This is a genomic window from Xanthomonas sp. NCPPB 2586, assembly GCF_041475775.2.
GTDB classification, from domain to species: Bacteria; Pseudomonadota; Gammaproteobacteria; order Xanthomonadales; family Xanthomonadaceae; genus Xanthomonas; species Xanthomonas campestris.
The window spans coordinates 383,743-397,302 of record NZ_CM192981.1 but is presented as its reverse complement, the minus strand read 5'-3'; the positions used below and the strand labels follow the sequence as shown (position 1 = coordinate 397,302).

Below are 13,560 nucleotides of genomic sequence, written 5' to 3'. Positions count from 1 at the left end.
CTGACTGCAAACCCAGCGTGGGGTGGCTTTTTAGAGCCGCTAACAAAACGTAGCGAGCAGCCATCAGGTGGGAGGACAGCGCTCGGAACCGGCGCGTACGGGGAATGCCGACTCCGGGCACCGGCCGCGCACGCCTGGCGGCTGCGCAGTCATTTTGATCGCTGCTCTTATTGGCGGCAACCTCACCCACCGCTGAGATGCAGCCCATCCAGCGGGCTGCGCACCGCCGACGCTCCGCGCCCCAGCACATGCGTGTAGATCTGCGTGGTTGCCACATCCTTGTGGCCCAACAGCTCCTGCACAGTGCGGATATCGTGGCCGGCCTCCAGCAGATGCGTGGCGAACGAATGCCGCAGGGTGTGGCAGGTCGCCGGCTTGTCGATCCCCGCACGGCGCCGTGCCGCCTGTACCGCACGCTGGAGGATCTCCTCCGATACGTGATGCCGACCAACTCGGCCACTGCGCGGATCCACCGATCGACGCGCGGCGGGGAACAGATACTGCCAGCCGGGCTCGACATCGGCCGTGGGATACTTGCGCGCCAACGCATGCGGCAGGAACACCTGTCCTGCTCCCTCGGCGAGATCAGCGGCATGCAGCAGCAGCGCCCGCTCGCGCTGCTGCATTAATTCCCCTCGCAGGCTGCGCGGCAGCGGCACCCGCCGATCCTTGCCGCCTTTTCCGTCGCGCACCACGATCTCGCAACGCACCATGTCCACATCCTTGATCCGCAACCGCAGGCATTCCAGCAACCGCATCCCGCTGCCGTAGAGCAGCCCCGCCATCAGCCGACACGCCCCCTCCAGCATCGTCAGCAGGCGCGTCACCTCCTCGACCGAGAGCACCACTGGAATGCGCCGCGGTCGCTTGGCGCGCACCAGGTTCTCCATCCAGGGCAACTCCAGGCCCAGGATCTCGCGATACAGGAACAGCAGTGCCGCCAGCGCCTGATTCTGCGTGCCGGCCGACACCTGGCCCCGCGTCGCCAGGTCGGTGAGAAACGCCTCGACCTCTGCCTGCCCCATCTGCGCTGGATGCCGTTTACCGTTGGCCAGGATGAAGCGCCGGATCCAGCCCACATACGCCTGCTCGGTGCGCAGGCTGTAGTGGCGAAGCCGCAGCCGACCACGAACTTGATCCAACAGCTTGGGGGTCAGACGCGTCATTACGCCTGCATCGTCACGGGTGTAACTCATACGCCGGCTCACACGTCGGATAACGCAAGCAGCATCGACGCCAAGATTGTCGGCTGCTATCCGACAAGTCACTATTACGAAATAGGAATTCCCCCTTCCCAGCCATCCGGCCTTCGTCGATACTTGGCGCAACACCGCTTTTAGGCGGTCCAATAGTAGTTAGGCAGATGAACAGAGACAATCGCAACTGAGACTTTTCATGGACAGCTATCAGCTTGTTACCTCGCCCCTATGCCGCTCCGTCACGACCGATGGCCGCACTGTTCGCCTAGAGATCTATCGCGGGCTCGACACCGACTGGACCCTTGAGGCTGTTGATGAGTTCAACAACTCCACCGTCTGGGATGACCTATTCGCAACGGACCAGGCCGCACTCGACGAGGCGTTGCGCACTATTCGGGATGAGGGAATTGACTCCCTCATTGGTCCGCCCAGCGGCGTCCATTAATGGATCAGCCGCCTAACAAATCATTCAAGCCGAAGTTGCTTCGCAACTCGGCTTAACTCAGGCGTTAGGCCGTGGTGGAGCAAATGCGTTGGCGGTTGCCGCTCCGGTGAGTTGGCAGGCGTGCATGCGGTTGGCTCCGGACAGCAGTCATCACCGTTGCTGGTTGGGGTAAGTTCGGCGCTTCGTCTTGGCACGTCGTTCCCGCGCTGCGCTCATTGCACTTGGTTTCGGTGGCATCACGCGCCGCTGCATCGCTGTGCAAGCTCCCTCCCGCAAGCTGTGGCACACTTGATCCAGGCGGCAGTGCTGGGGAGCATGGTTGCACCATCCAACCTTCGCGGCCACTCACTGCCTAACAACTCATTCAAGCCGACGTTGCTTCGCAACTCGGCTTAATTCAAGCGTTAGAGGGCTATGGGAAGTTCCGATGTCATCGCAGTTCTCGCGCTCATTGTCAGCTTGGCATCTGCCTACATCAGCTACAGAGCTTTCTCGCATTCCGTCATTGTGCATGAGCTCGAGTCGACACTAGCATTTGAGAGAGATAAATCTGAGTTGCTCATGCACGTGGAGCAAAGCCGTAACCTGTTCTCCTCGGCGCGCCGCGAGATCGAGCAGCTTCAATTTGTCTTGTCCCACGAGCCACAGCAGGTGCAAAGTGACCTGCCCCCATCGTCCGTACCAGTGATTACTGATAAAGCCCGGGGTTGAAGGGTACTGCGTTGTTGGCTTGTTGTGTACGGTAGTTGGCGGCGAACTGTGCCGGCGGGATGCGACCACAACTGCTGTGCGGCCTGATCTGGTTGTAGTGGCGTCGCCAGTCTGCGATCACGTCCCGGGCTTGTGCCAACGAGGTGAACCAGTGCTCGTTGAGGCACTCGTCGCGGAACTTGCCGTTGAAGCTTTCGATGTAGGCGTTCTGCGTGGGGGCACCCGGCTCGATCAGGATGTGCTCGATGCCATGTTGCTGCGTCCAGGCAATGAAGGCGCGACTGGTGAACTCGGGGCCATTGTCGGTGCGGACCGCGCGTGGATAGCCACGGAAACACGCCGCCTGATCGAGCAGGCGCACTACGTAAGCCCCGCTGATGCCGTGATCCACGGCAATGTCCACGCTCTCGCGAGTGAAGTCGTCGACCACGGTCAGGCACTTGATGCGGCGTGCGTTGGCCAGCGCATCGAACACGAAGTCCATGCTCCAGGTGTCGTTCGGCATGGAGGACGCCAGCAGTTTCTGCCGCTCACCCACCGGACGCTTGGCCTTGCGCCGTTTGCGCACCTTCAGCTCGGCTTCCTCGTACAGGCGATAAATCTTTTTGTGATTCACGGATGGAAACTCCGGGCGCAACAAATCATGCAGTCGGCGATAGCCGAAGCGGCGGTGGGTCTGGGCCAGCTCGACCAGCCGCGCCGACAGCGCCTGCGTGGCTGGCGTCGGCACGGGTGCGTGGCGGAAAGCATCGCGGGACAGCCCCGCAAGGCGGCAAGCCCGGCGCTCGCTCAACGGGGTGTGTTCGAGCATTCGTCGGATTGCCTCGCGCTTGCGTTGCGGGGCTAGCGTTTTACCCCGAAGCCAACCTTCAGCGCTTCGATGTCCAGGTGCGCCTCGGCCAGCAACTTCTTCAATCGAGTGTTCTGGACCTCCAGTTCTTTCAGCCGCTTGGCCTCGTCGGCCTCCATCCCCCCGTACTTGGCCCGCCACTGATAAAAGCTGGCCGGGCTGAAACCATGCCGACGGCACAACTCTGCCACGGCCATGCCCGCGTCGGCCTGTTTGATAAACCCGATGATCTGCTCGGTGCTGAATCTGCTCTTCTTCATGTCCGTCCTCTTGGGTTCACGGACTTTATAGCTTCAGCTGGTACGGCTCAGTGGGGGCAGGTCAACACTGCGCTGCACCCTATATCGACTTTGCGTCACACCCCGGCCTTCGAAAGAACGAGTACTACGGCAACTACTTTGTCGGTAGCGATCTGCTGCGATATACGCCAGCCGATCCCTGAGCCGTATCTGCTTACGGCGTCTCTGCTGTCGCGGCAGGCAAAGGTATTAGCGGGCTTGGGCTTAAATTTTGGCTTAGCTGCGCCTGGTAACTTGTCATCCATGCCGTGCCTGAGGCAATCGCCGCCTCCATCGCCATCGCCGATCCGCCCAGCAGGCGTGAGAACACCGCGCTCAAATTCTTTTTCACCGTCCCGGTTATCACGCAACTCGCCGAGCTTGCAGCTGCGCTTGGCGGCGAGATTCTGCCAGCGCAGTGGCGCGGCGCCGGCTTCGTTGCCTGTAATGACGTTGACCCGGAAGGCAATGTCTCCCAGCTGCGCGAACGCGTTGCCTAGCTATTGGTCGAGCGGCGCATCAGAGTGGCGAGGCTTCGGTCGCGTCGAGGCGCAGTGCTGCAAGGTGTTGTGACCTTCGCCCATGCGACGCCACGGGAACGTTCGCTCTGGGCGCACGCAATCATTCAGCCGTCCATGGGACAGGTCCCGCTGCACGACAGCGACTGCAAAGCGATACTGGTACTGCTGTTCTGGCCTATGCTTCGCATCTTCCGAAACAACGCTTGGCGAATGGATTCACGATGAAGAATAAAATGTGGCTCATCTGCTTGCTGGTGTCGGGATCGGCGTTTGCGCAAGGCGTGGCTCCTGCCACGACACGGGAGATCAACCAGCTGTTCGCAGCGTTGAAGAGCTCCAACTGCGAGTTCTCGCGCAACGGGTCGTGGTATTCCGCGCCCAAAGCCAGCGAGCATTTGCAACGCAAGTACGACTACCTGCAGAAGAAGGGCCTGGTCACCAGCACCGAATCCTTTATCGAACTTGCTGCGACCAAGAGCAGCATGTCGGGCAAGCCGTACGAGGTGCGATGTGGTGGGGCGGCGGCGGTACCGAGCCAATCCTGGTTCACCGGCAAGCTGCGCGCATTACGCAAGGGCACGCCGGCCTCCGGCAGTTGATACCTCGGCCGAGCGATGACGCGCAAGATTGCAGGCATGTCACCGCCGGCTTCCCTGCGGCACTGAGCACGGTAGAGCGTCTGGATGCTGCAACGGCTAGAAACACGCGTTCCACCGCCTGTGCTGCTAGTGCTGCTGGGCGTGATCGCCGCCGGCACGGCAGCGCTGTTACCGGGCATCGCGCTCCCGCTGCCGGGCCGGATGTTGATGGCCGGCACCTGTGTGCTCGGGGGCATCGCGTTGAATGTGCTTCCAAAGCTGACATTTGCCAGCGCCGGGACCACGATCAACCCGCTCGCGCCGCAGCGTGCAACACAGCTGGTAACCACGGCCTGCATCGCTACACCCGCAACCCGATGTATCTCGGCCATGCGCTGCTGCTGGGCGGCTGGATCGTGTCGCTGCAGCAGGACGCCGCCCTGGTTCTGGTGGGTGCCTACGTGCTGGCAATCACGCGGCTCCAGGTCCTGCCGGAGGAGCGCGCATTGGCGGCGCAGTTTGGCCCCGCCTACGCCGCGTATTGCCGGGTGACGCCGCGTTGGTGATAGACCACCACAGCGTTGCTCACGCGGCATGGCGTGCCTGTCTTGCAGCACTCTGCGCTGTGGGCGCTGCGTCTTCCACAAAAAGGCTCACTGCATCTTCCAGCTGTGCGGCATGGTCGCCCATGGCACGCGCGGCGGTGCTGGCCTCCTGCATGCGTAGCACGCCGTCGCGCATGTCGATATCCACGCGACTCAAGGTCTGATGCACCTGCGCGATGCTGCCGGCCTCTTGCTCGGAGGCGACCGCAATCGTGCTCAGCGTGCTGCTCACCTGGCCAATGGTGGTCACGATGTGCTGCATGCCGGCACCAGCGCTGCGTACTTGCTGCACACCTGCTTCAACGTGCGCCACCGACTCGCCGATCAACGCCTTGATCTGGCTGGCGGCGGTGGAGGAGCGTAGTGCCAGCGCGCGTACTTCGCTGGCCACCACCGCAAAGCCACGACCTTCGTCGCCTGCACGCGCCGCTTCCACGGCAGCGTTGAGCGCCAGGATGTTGGTCTGGAAGGCCAACCCATCGATGACGGCGATGATGTCCTGGATACGCCGCGAGGCGGCTTCCATCTGTTGCATGGTGCCCATCGCCTTGCCCATGGTGTCGCCGCCTGCACGTGCCGCTTCCGATGCGGCGGCAGCCAGCACATCGGCATCGGCTGCCTGCGCACTGTGCTGCTGCATGGTGCCAAGCACGGCCTGCATCTGTTGCGCCGCCTCGCCCAGCGTGATCGATTGGCGCCGCACCTGCTGCTCCAGTGCGTCGTTGCCGTGCAGGATGTGGCCGGTGGCCGCATTGATGGCGCCGCTGGAACTGCGGATCTGCACGATGATGCGGGCAAGCGCATCGGCCGTGGCATTGGCATCGCGCTTCATGTGGTCGAACACGCCCTCGCAGGGGCGATTGATGCGTTGCGACAGGTCGCCGTGCGCCAGTGCCGCCAGCATGCGCCGCATGTCCTGCAAGCTGTCTTCGGTAACCGCGAGAAAGCGATTGATGCCTTCGGCCAGCTGGCCCAAGGTGCTGTCGTGCGCATGCCCATGCAGCCGCGCGCCGAGCTCGCCGCGGGTGGCTTGCGCAATCACGGTGGTCAGTTGCGCTTCGAGCAACAAGGACTGGGTGCGGTCCTGCCATTCCACCACCACGCCCAGTGGCGTGCCGTCGTGATCGTGCACGGGCGTGACGCTCTCCTGCAGCTGCAGTGCGCCCAGCGCGCGCGCACCTGCGCCACTTTCGACAGCACGCCGCTGTGCGGCCTCGGCAAGCGCCTGCTGCACGGTGTGTGCATCGCTGCGCGCGCTCAATTGTGCGAAGGAGTGATTGCGGTAGATCGCATCGCCCTGCGTGTCGACAATGGCACAGCCATGGCCGAGGCATCCAGTGCCAGGCGAATCCGGCGGTTTTCCTGCAGCAGCTCCTGTTGCGTGGTGATGCGTTCCTGCACCTGCGCGCTCATGCGCACCAGCGCCTGCGCCAGCGAACCGGCACGAAAGTGCTGCTGCATGATGGCAGGCGGCAAGGCGTCGCCCTTGGCCAGCGTGTCGGCAAGCTGCGCCAGCGCCTCTGCTTCGTGGTCCAGCGCGTCCAGCTGGCGTCGCAGTTGCACGGCCATGACGCAGACGAAGGCGGTTTCCACAATCACGTAGCCGGCGTGCAGCACGACGATGCCGAACCCGCTGCCGGCACTGAAGGCCTGCACCGGCAGACCACGCGCCTGCAGCCAGTAAAACGCGAGGTGGTGCACGGCAATCGCAGCGGCGGCTGCCACCACCGGCAGCCAGTCGCGGTAATACAACAGCAGCGCCAGGATCACGAAGACGCCGAAGTGCATTTCCACCAGCCCGTGTGCCTGCTGGATGGTGGCAGCCACCAAGGCCATCAGCACCAGCGCGGTGGTCACACTGGTCAGCCGCGTGCCGGGATTGAAGCGCGCCTGCCACAGCATCAGCAGCAGGCTGGGCAGCGTGACCGCCAGGAAGGGCGTCCACTGCCCCTGATACCAGGCCAGCGCCAGCGAGCCAGCGCTCTGTAAGGTGGCGAGCCAGAGAAAGAGACGGTCGGCCTTGATCGCCAGCCGGTTGGCGTAGCCCGAGGCCAGCTGCGCGGTGGGTGCGTGCGTTGCGGTGCTGCTCATGCCGACACCCCCGCAGCACAGGCGCACGGTGCCACCAGCGCGACATCCGCCGGGCGTGCCAGGACCTGCGGTAGCCAACGCGGCCACTCTGCCGCACCGGCACGCCCGCATACCGCGCTGCCCTGCGCGGGGCCCGCATAGCGCGGCTGGCCATCGGCGCCGAGCAGCCACACCGCATAGCCGCTGCCATGCAGGGCCGGCACATCGATCTGCTGGACGCGCCCGCCGCGCGCGCGAACCGCCTGGCTCAATAACGCCCAGGCACGTGCATCGGCGGCGCCGTCGCAGGTGCAGGCACCCACGACGCCGACCAGCATTGGTGCGGTCGACAGCGCCGGCAGGCTGGCCTGCACGCGCGCCCAGGCGCTGGCGGCGTCGCCGGCAGCAGCAGCCTGCGGCGTGGTCCAGGCAACGGCGATCCAACCGCACCACAGCGCCAGCAAGGCGACGCCGGCGGTACGCCGGGCGGCGGGTGAGGAGGAACCGACTAAGGACATGTGCGCTGAATCCGACGGGCTGGTGTCGCCTTATCGGACTTGGGCGCTTACGCTTGAGTCGGCTTCGATTGGTATTTCTGATCGCTGCGATAGCGGATGACGCTGCACGTTGCAGCGCAACGGTTTGTGGTGATGGCCGGTGTGCAAGCCAGAACATGATGTTTAGTCGCCGCGCGCCTTTGTGAGTGTGTTTTCACGGGCCGATGGCAGCGCGTGCGGCAACGCTGCTGCCGACGCGTGCAACGGTGGTGGGCCCGACTGGATTGCCTGGGCCGTGCCTGTAGTGGGCCAACAACCATCCGCTCAGGTGTCGCGGCCGCGCCAATACGCCACCGCATAGGATTGCGCGCCAGGACGAGCACTCGGCGCGCAGCAGCAACGAGTACAAGGCATCACACGGTCAGAGCGGTGTGAGCGGTATGAGCGGCATGCAGAACGATGCGCGAAGCCGACTGACTGCGGCGTTGCCGCAGGCGACCAAACGAGCGCTGAGGCATACACGCCCAGCAGCCCACTATCGAAGGACCAACACCTAAGTCACCCAGTCCAACGTTCGCCTTGCATGCCGGTGCATCGCAGGAGCGACCTGACGCGTGCACCAGCGTCGCGCGCATACGCTGCCGCGGTCACCGCGGTCACCGCGATCGCCGTGACCGCGGCAACGCGCAGCGTCAGGCGATCGGGTCGTTGGCTTCCATCAGGCCGGCGGTCTGCGCCCGGTCGAAACGCTCACGTGCGGTGCGGATGTCGGCGTGGTGTTCGCCGGCATAGTTGAGCAGCTGCGAGACCGGGCCGAGCAGCGCCACGCCCAGCTTGGCCAACGCATACTCCACGCTCGGCGGCTTGGTCGCGTAGACCTTGCGGGTGATCATGCCGTTGCGCTCGAGGTTGCGCAGGGTCTGGGTGAGCATGCGTTTGGAGATATCCGGCACGGCGCGCTGGATGGCGCTGAAACGGGACGGGCCAGGGATCAGCGTGAGCAGGATCAACAAGGTCCACTTGTCGCCGATCTGGTCGAGCACATCGCGCACCGGGCACTTGGTGGCGTCGAACGGCCCTTCCAGGGACGGCGGCGGCGGAAACAGGGCAATCACATTCACAGGGGCATCTCACGGTAACCAGGGGGAGAAAAAACTGCCTCCTTGCGGAGGATGGGACGACCCCGACAATAGGCTCGCTGGACTTCCGGTCTAAATACTAGACCAAACCTCTTATCGATACCTGACGGAGCGCATCATGGCACACACCTCCCCCCTGATTCTTGTCACCGGCGCCAGCGGACACCTGGGAGCGCTGATCGTCGATGCGTTGCTTGAGCGTGTGCCTGCCGGCCGCATCGTAGCAACCGCGCGCGAGACCGCGTCACTGTCGGCATTCGCAAAACGCGACATCAGCGTACGTCGCGCCGATTACGCCGACCCGGCCTCGCTGGACGCCGCTTTCGCCGGGGTCGGCACGGTCCTGCTGGTGTCCTCCAACGCGGTGGGCGCGCGCGTGGAGCAGCACCGCAACGTGATCGAGGCCGCCAAGCGTGCCGGCGTGGGCCTGCTCGCCTACACCAGCGTGCTGCGTGCGGACACCAGCACGCTCTCGCTGGCCGGCGAGCACGTGACCACCGAAGCACTGCTGCGCGACAGCGGCGTGCCGCACGTGCTGCTGCGTAACGGTTGGTACACCGAGAACTACACCGGCTCGATCGGCCCGGAACTGGCGCACGGCGCGGTAATCGGCAGCTCTGGCGATGGCAGGATCAGCGCGGCAACCCGTGCCGACTACGCGGCCGCTGCGGCGGCAGTACTGGCCTCCGCCGAACCGCAGGCCGGACGCATCTACGAGCTGGCAAGCGATCAGGCCTTCAGCATGGCCGACTACGCCGCCGAGCTGGCGCAGCAGGCGGGCAAGCCGGTGGCCTACCACGACATGCCAGAGGCGGACTATGCCGCGGCCCTGGCCCAGGCCGGGCTGCCGGCCGGCTTCGCCCAGGTGCTGGCGCAGTGCTCGGCGTCCGCAGGCGGCGGCAGCCTGTTCGACGACAGCCGCACCTTGAGCAAGCTGATCGGCCGCCCCACCACCCCGCTGCGCGACACCATTGCCGCTGCGTTGGCGGCGCAACCGGCGGGTTGATCCCCGCACCGTTCGCAGGCAGGTCCTGCGAACGGTGGGTGGGCCCGGCGGAGACCAGTTGCCGCCAACGCAGCCGGAGCGAACGCACCGGTCACTCGGCCAGAAGGGCGCCAGGCAGGCGGCGCCCAGCTGCCGGCATGGCGGCATGGCTGTGCTGCGCCTGTCGCGCCGACTGAAACGAATGTGGCTTGAGTCGCTGCTGCGCCCGATGCGGAAGGAACACAACTCCGGTCGCTGCCGATGGCGTGCAGGCTTGGTCGCCATGGTGTCGTGCGGAGATCCTTGGCTCCGAGACGCAGAACGTCACCACCGAAACAAAGGCCCCGCTTCCGATAGCCGCGCGGTACCGGACGGGCATCCCTGCGTCGTCCGCGCTCCACCGACCACACAGGCGACGCCAAAGCGCTGTATCTCCGCGCCGCCTGGCCGTGGTCACACATCCCGCAGCGCTAGCCGCGTGCGCCATCGCGCCAAGGCAGTGGACGCCCGGCCTGGGCAGGCCTTGCACCGCCCACGCCTGCCGCAGCATTGACATCTGCCGGACATGCAGCTGACACAGTCATCCGTCGGATGGCGCTGCCGATGTCACCAAACTGACATCAAACCTAAATATAACTGCACCCCATCGCTGCTACGGCAGCACTGCGGAGCGCCATGACGGTGCCCGGCATCTGGCCGCACGCGCCCTTGCAGGAGCGCCTGGGCCGGCCACGCCACCGCCGCCCAGTTCCCCTTGCCGAGCCGGATCCATGAAAAAACGCAATCTCGCCACCGTCCTGTGCGCCCTGAGCGCGACCGCCAGCGGCAGCACGCTGGCCGCCGAGCTGGAACTCTACGTCGACCGCAAGACCAAGCAGATCTTCGCCGAGCCCGCGCCCGGGCGCGACAAGCTGGGCAAGTTCGTGCAGGTGGACGAAAACGGCAAGCTGCCGGCATCCGCCCTGCCTGAAGCGCCCGCGGCACCGGCCCCGGCCACCGCGCCCAGCACCGGCGTGGCCCAGGCAGCGCCGCCCGCTCCAGCGGCCGCGCCCGTGCCGACCGCTGCCAGCGACGCGCCCAAGAAGTGGTACGACAAGTTGAGCCTGCGCGGCTACACCCAGATCCGCTACAACCAGGGCATCGGTGCCGATGCGCAAGACCTGCGTGCGCCGGGCGACCGCTTCATCGGCAATGACCAGAGCCTGGGCATCCGCCGTGCACGCCTGGTGCTCAGCGGCGATCTCAACGAGCACGTGTCGCTGTACTTCCAGCCCGATTTCGCCAGCACCCCGACAGGTTCGACCACCTCCAATTTCGCGCAGCTGCGCGATGCGTACGCCGACATCTTCTTCGACAAGAAGCGCGAATACCGCGTGCGCGTGGGCCAGTCGAAGATGCCCTACGGTTGGGAAAACCTGCAGTCCAGCCAGAACCGCTTGACGCTGGACCGTGCCGACGCGCTCAACTCCGGCCTGCGCGACGAACGCGATATCGGTGCGGTGTTCTACTACAGCCCCACCGTGGCCAAGGGACGCTTCCAGGACCTGGTCAAATCCGGCCTGAAGGGCTCGGGCGACTACGGCGTGCTCGGTGCCGGTGTGTACAACGGCCAGGGCGCCAACCGCGCCGAGCGCAACGACGGCATGCATGCGGTGGTGCACGCCACCTACCCGTTCAAGTTCGCCAACGGCCAGTACCTGGAAGTGGGCGCCGATGCCTACGCCGGCAAGTTCGTGCCGACGGCGGCAGCAGTGAACATCGGTGGCCGCAGCTTCACCCCGACCATCACCGAGCCGAACGGCTACACCGATCAACGCGTGGCCGCGCACATCATCTATTACCCGCAGCCGTTCGGCCTGCAGGCCGAGTGGACCGTGGGCCGCGGCCCGGAGCTGGATGTCGCGCAGCGGCGCATCCGTACCCGTTCGCTGAGCGGCGGTTACGTGCAGGCGATGTACAAGCACGACTTCAATTACGGCACTCTGCTGCCGTACCTGAAATGGCAGACCTACCGCGGCGGTTCCAAGTTCGATACCAATGCGCCGCGCATGCGTCTGGACGAAGTGGAAGCCGGTGTCGAGTGGCAACCGATGGATGCGCTGGAACTGGTATTCGCGTATTCGAAGATGAAGCGCACCGACGTCACCACTGCGCCGTATCCGGTGGTGGAAGGCGATCTGCTGCGGCTGCAGTTGCAGGTCAATTACTGATTCACTGAGCCTGATGTAACTACCCGGATCCCCGTACTACGGAAGTTTCCTGTTTTTGGTGGCATTGCATGCAAGACATCGAGTTGCGCGTTCGCCAGCAGCGCGCAACTCGACAATCAGGACGGCGATACACACACTTCAAACGCGCTATCGAGCGGCCGTTGCAGACATGCCCGCGCACCAGCCTTGTGGCAGGTCAGTGCTTATCTCCACAGCGCGTGCGTCTCCCAGTTGTACGGGGCTCCCATGCCGGCTCTATGCGACGCGTCGACCAGAAGCGGTCGCAGGTGATTGCTGACAGTCATCCGCCAGTTCGTAACGTTGGCCGCACTGCTTTTGAGCAGGTGATTCAACACGCACAGCACGAAAAACAGGCGGTTTGCTGGAACCACCGACGACGTGCTCGCCCAGACCCCGTGCCTGGGAATCATCGGCGACACGCCAAGAACCCGATTCCACAACCGACCATGGTGCGCCGCCATGTTGCGAACCACGGAGACGGTATGAAGCCAACTGACCAAAACCGGTCCAGCCGTCTGAAATTCAGCGGCAATTGCGGTTTGATCCACGCCATGCATGGCACGCACCAATTTGGACAGCGTGCCAAGTGATATCACCTCACTGGCCATATAAATGGGCACTTCAGGGAACGGTGGGGTGGTGTATCGCTGTCTGTAGTGGTCTATGAACGTCTCCCGGGCGCGGCTGACCTCGTCGTCGACCTTTCTTAGCCAGATTACGTGCCAATTACCTAAACTGCGTCGGTCCCCACCGTCTGCCCTGAAATTAGCCGCGTTGCGATGGCCAAAGCTTCCGTAGGCGTGAGCCAGCCTATAGGTCACTGCCGTCCGGGTGGCCACTTCAATATGTCCAATGGCTTCGCCTACAAGATGGCGCAGAAGACGATCAAACTCGTAAAGTCCGAGCGCGGTGTCCATGCTCGCGCCCGGCAGATAGGTATCGCTGCCTGCAACTCGCAAAGGAAACAGATAGCCCATCAGGCGGTAGTAACCAACCCTCCGCAGGTAGAGTTCTGCTGTGACGGGATCGGCGATTGCCAGACCTCGGTCCTGCAACTGCTGAATCTGCTGGGCGTAGTCCAACGCCTCCTTCGTGTACTGCATTGTCCCCACCTCCCTGTGCCCAAGGCAAAAAAAAACCCGCCAAATTGCGCTTTCAGCAGAAGCTGTAGAGGCGTGGCGGGTGTGTTGACGAAATTCTGCACCATTTGGTACCGCACAGCAACCAAATGTTAGCCAAATGTGACGCGTTCAGCTCGCAGCTTTTTCACTTGCAGGGTTACGTAGCCGCCCCGCGCGTGCAGTTCCTAGCAAGGCCAGTGATGGCGCTGACGAGCAAGTCCTCGCAGCAATGGTTAAACCAGGCCAGAGCCCACTATCGGCTTACCATCTTCCCGGACTGGGAGCCAACCATGGGTCCTGATCGACATCGCACATGGCAGCCAAGCATCA

At 64.1% G+C, this 13,560-nt stretch carries 13 protein-coding genes and 1 other RNA gene; 6 read left to right on the top strand and 8 right to left on the bottom strand.

Going from position 1 to position 13,560, the window contains the following annotated elements; genetic code table 11:
- Positions 1-37 precede the first annotated feature (37 nt).
- Both ACCQ09_RS01725 and ACCQ09_RS01720 read right to left on the bottom strand, forming a co-directional pair.
- Positions 38-110, bottom strand: a non-coding RNA gene (locus ACCQ09_RS01725) — sX9 sRNA.
- A 72-nt stretch (positions 111-182) separates the two neighbouring features.
- Positions 183-1,166, bottom strand: coding sequence for an integron integrase (locus tag ACCQ09_RS01720; protein WP_040940430.1), 984 nt, complete (start codon positions 1,164-1,166; stop codon positions 183-185).
- Between the two features lie 229 nt (positions 1,167-1,395).
- On the opposite strand from ACCQ09_RS01720, the gene ACCQ09_RS01715 reads away from it, so the two are divergent.
- Positions 1,396-1,644: a hypothetical protein gene (locus ACCQ09_RS01715; protein ID WP_040940429.1), complete on the top strand. Its 249-nt coding sequence runs from the start codon at positions 1,396-1,398 to the stop codon at positions 1,642-1,644.
- A 688-nt stretch (positions 1,645-2,332) separates the two neighbouring features.
- Here ACCQ09_RS01715 and ACCQ09_RS01710 read toward each other — a convergent pair.
- Positions 2,333-3,465 (bottom strand): IS3-like element IS476 family transposase gene (locus ACCQ09_RS01710; RefSeq protein ID WP_087942069.1). Its coding sequence is split into 2 segments (ribosomal slippage): positions 2,333-3,210 and positions 3,210-3,465, totalling 1,134 coding nucleotides; the frame shifts between segments, so codons are not numbered across the junction.
- A gap of 287 nt (positions 3,466-3,752) precedes the next feature.
- Between ACCQ09_RS01710 and ACCQ09_RS01705 the strand changes: the two genes are divergently transcribed.
- The 3 genes from ACCQ09_RS01705 (at position 3,753) to ACCQ09_RS01695 (ending at position 5,148) form a co-directional block, all read left to right on the top strand.
- Positions 3,753-3,983, top strand: coding sequence for a VOC family protein (locus ACCQ09_RS01705; protein ID WP_228428455.1), 231 nt, complete (start codon positions 3,753-3,755; stop codon positions 3,981-3,983).
- Between the two features lie 242 nt (positions 3,984-4,225).
- Positions 4,226-4,603, top strand: coding sequence for a YfeK family protein (locus tag ACCQ09_RS01700; protein ID WP_040940426.1), 378 nt, complete (start codon positions 4,226-4,228; stop codon positions 4,601-4,603).
- A gap of 356 nt (positions 4,604-4,959) precedes the next feature.
- Positions 4,960-5,148, top strand: a complete 189-nt coding sequence (locus ACCQ09_RS01695; RefSeq protein WP_230309655.1) for a methyltransferase family protein — start codon at positions 4,960-4,962, stop codon at positions 5,146-5,148.
- 19 nt (positions 5,149-5,167) lie between these two features.
- Here the strand turns inward: ACCQ09_RS01695 and ACCQ09_RS01690 are convergent, their stop codons facing one another.
- The 4 genes from ACCQ09_RS01690 to ACCQ09_RS01675 form a co-directional block, all read right to left on the bottom strand.
- Positions 5,168-6,448, bottom strand: a complete 1,281-nt coding sequence (locus ACCQ09_RS01690) for a methyl-accepting chemotaxis protein (RefSeq protein WP_228428453.1) — start codon at positions 6,446-6,448, stop codon at positions 5,168-5,170.
- Complete coding sequence (locus ACCQ09_RS01685; protein ID WP_228428452.1) at positions 6,445-7,278, bottom strand: hypothetical protein; 834 nt, start codon at positions 7,276-7,278, stop codon at positions 6,445-6,447. Before ACCQ09_RS01685 ends, ACCQ09_RS01690 begins: the two co-directional genes overlap by 4 nt.
- Entirely contained in the window at positions 7,275-7,775 is a 501-nt protein-coding gene (locus tag ACCQ09_RS01680; protein WP_011035578.1) for a hypothetical protein, read from the bottom strand. The genes ACCQ09_RS01685 and ACCQ09_RS01680 overlap by 4 nt, the downstream gene beginning before the upstream one ends.
- Before the next feature lie 671 nt (positions 7,776-8,446).
- A complete protein-coding gene (locus ACCQ09_RS01675) occupies positions 8,447-8,875 on the bottom strand; it encodes a winged helix-turn-helix transcriptional regulator (protein WP_040940424.1) in 429 nt (142 codons plus the stop codon).
- 136 nt (positions 8,876-9,011) lie between these two features.
- Between ACCQ09_RS01675 and ACCQ09_RS01670 the strand changes: the two genes are divergently transcribed.
- Positions 9,012-9,899: an NmrA family NAD(P)-binding protein gene (locus ACCQ09_RS01670; protein ID WP_040940423.1), complete on the top strand. Its 888-nt coding sequence runs from the start codon at positions 9,012-9,014 to the stop codon at positions 9,897-9,899.
- Positions 9,900-10,648: 749 nt separating this feature from the next.
- Positions 10,649-12,088: an OprO/OprP family phosphate-selective porin gene (locus ACCQ09_RS01665; protein WP_040940422.1), complete on the top strand. Its 1,440-nt coding sequence runs from the start codon at positions 10,649-10,651 to the stop codon at positions 12,086-12,088.
- Positions 12,089-12,291: 203 nt separating this feature from the next.
- Here the strand turns inward: ACCQ09_RS01665 and ACCQ09_RS01660 are convergent, their stop codons facing one another.
- Positions 12,292-13,212: an Abi family protein gene (locus tag ACCQ09_RS01660; protein ID WP_040940421.1), complete on the bottom strand. Its 921-nt coding sequence runs from the start codon at positions 13,210-13,212 to the stop codon at positions 12,292-12,294.
- Between the last annotated feature and the right edge of the window lie 348 nt (positions 13,213-13,560).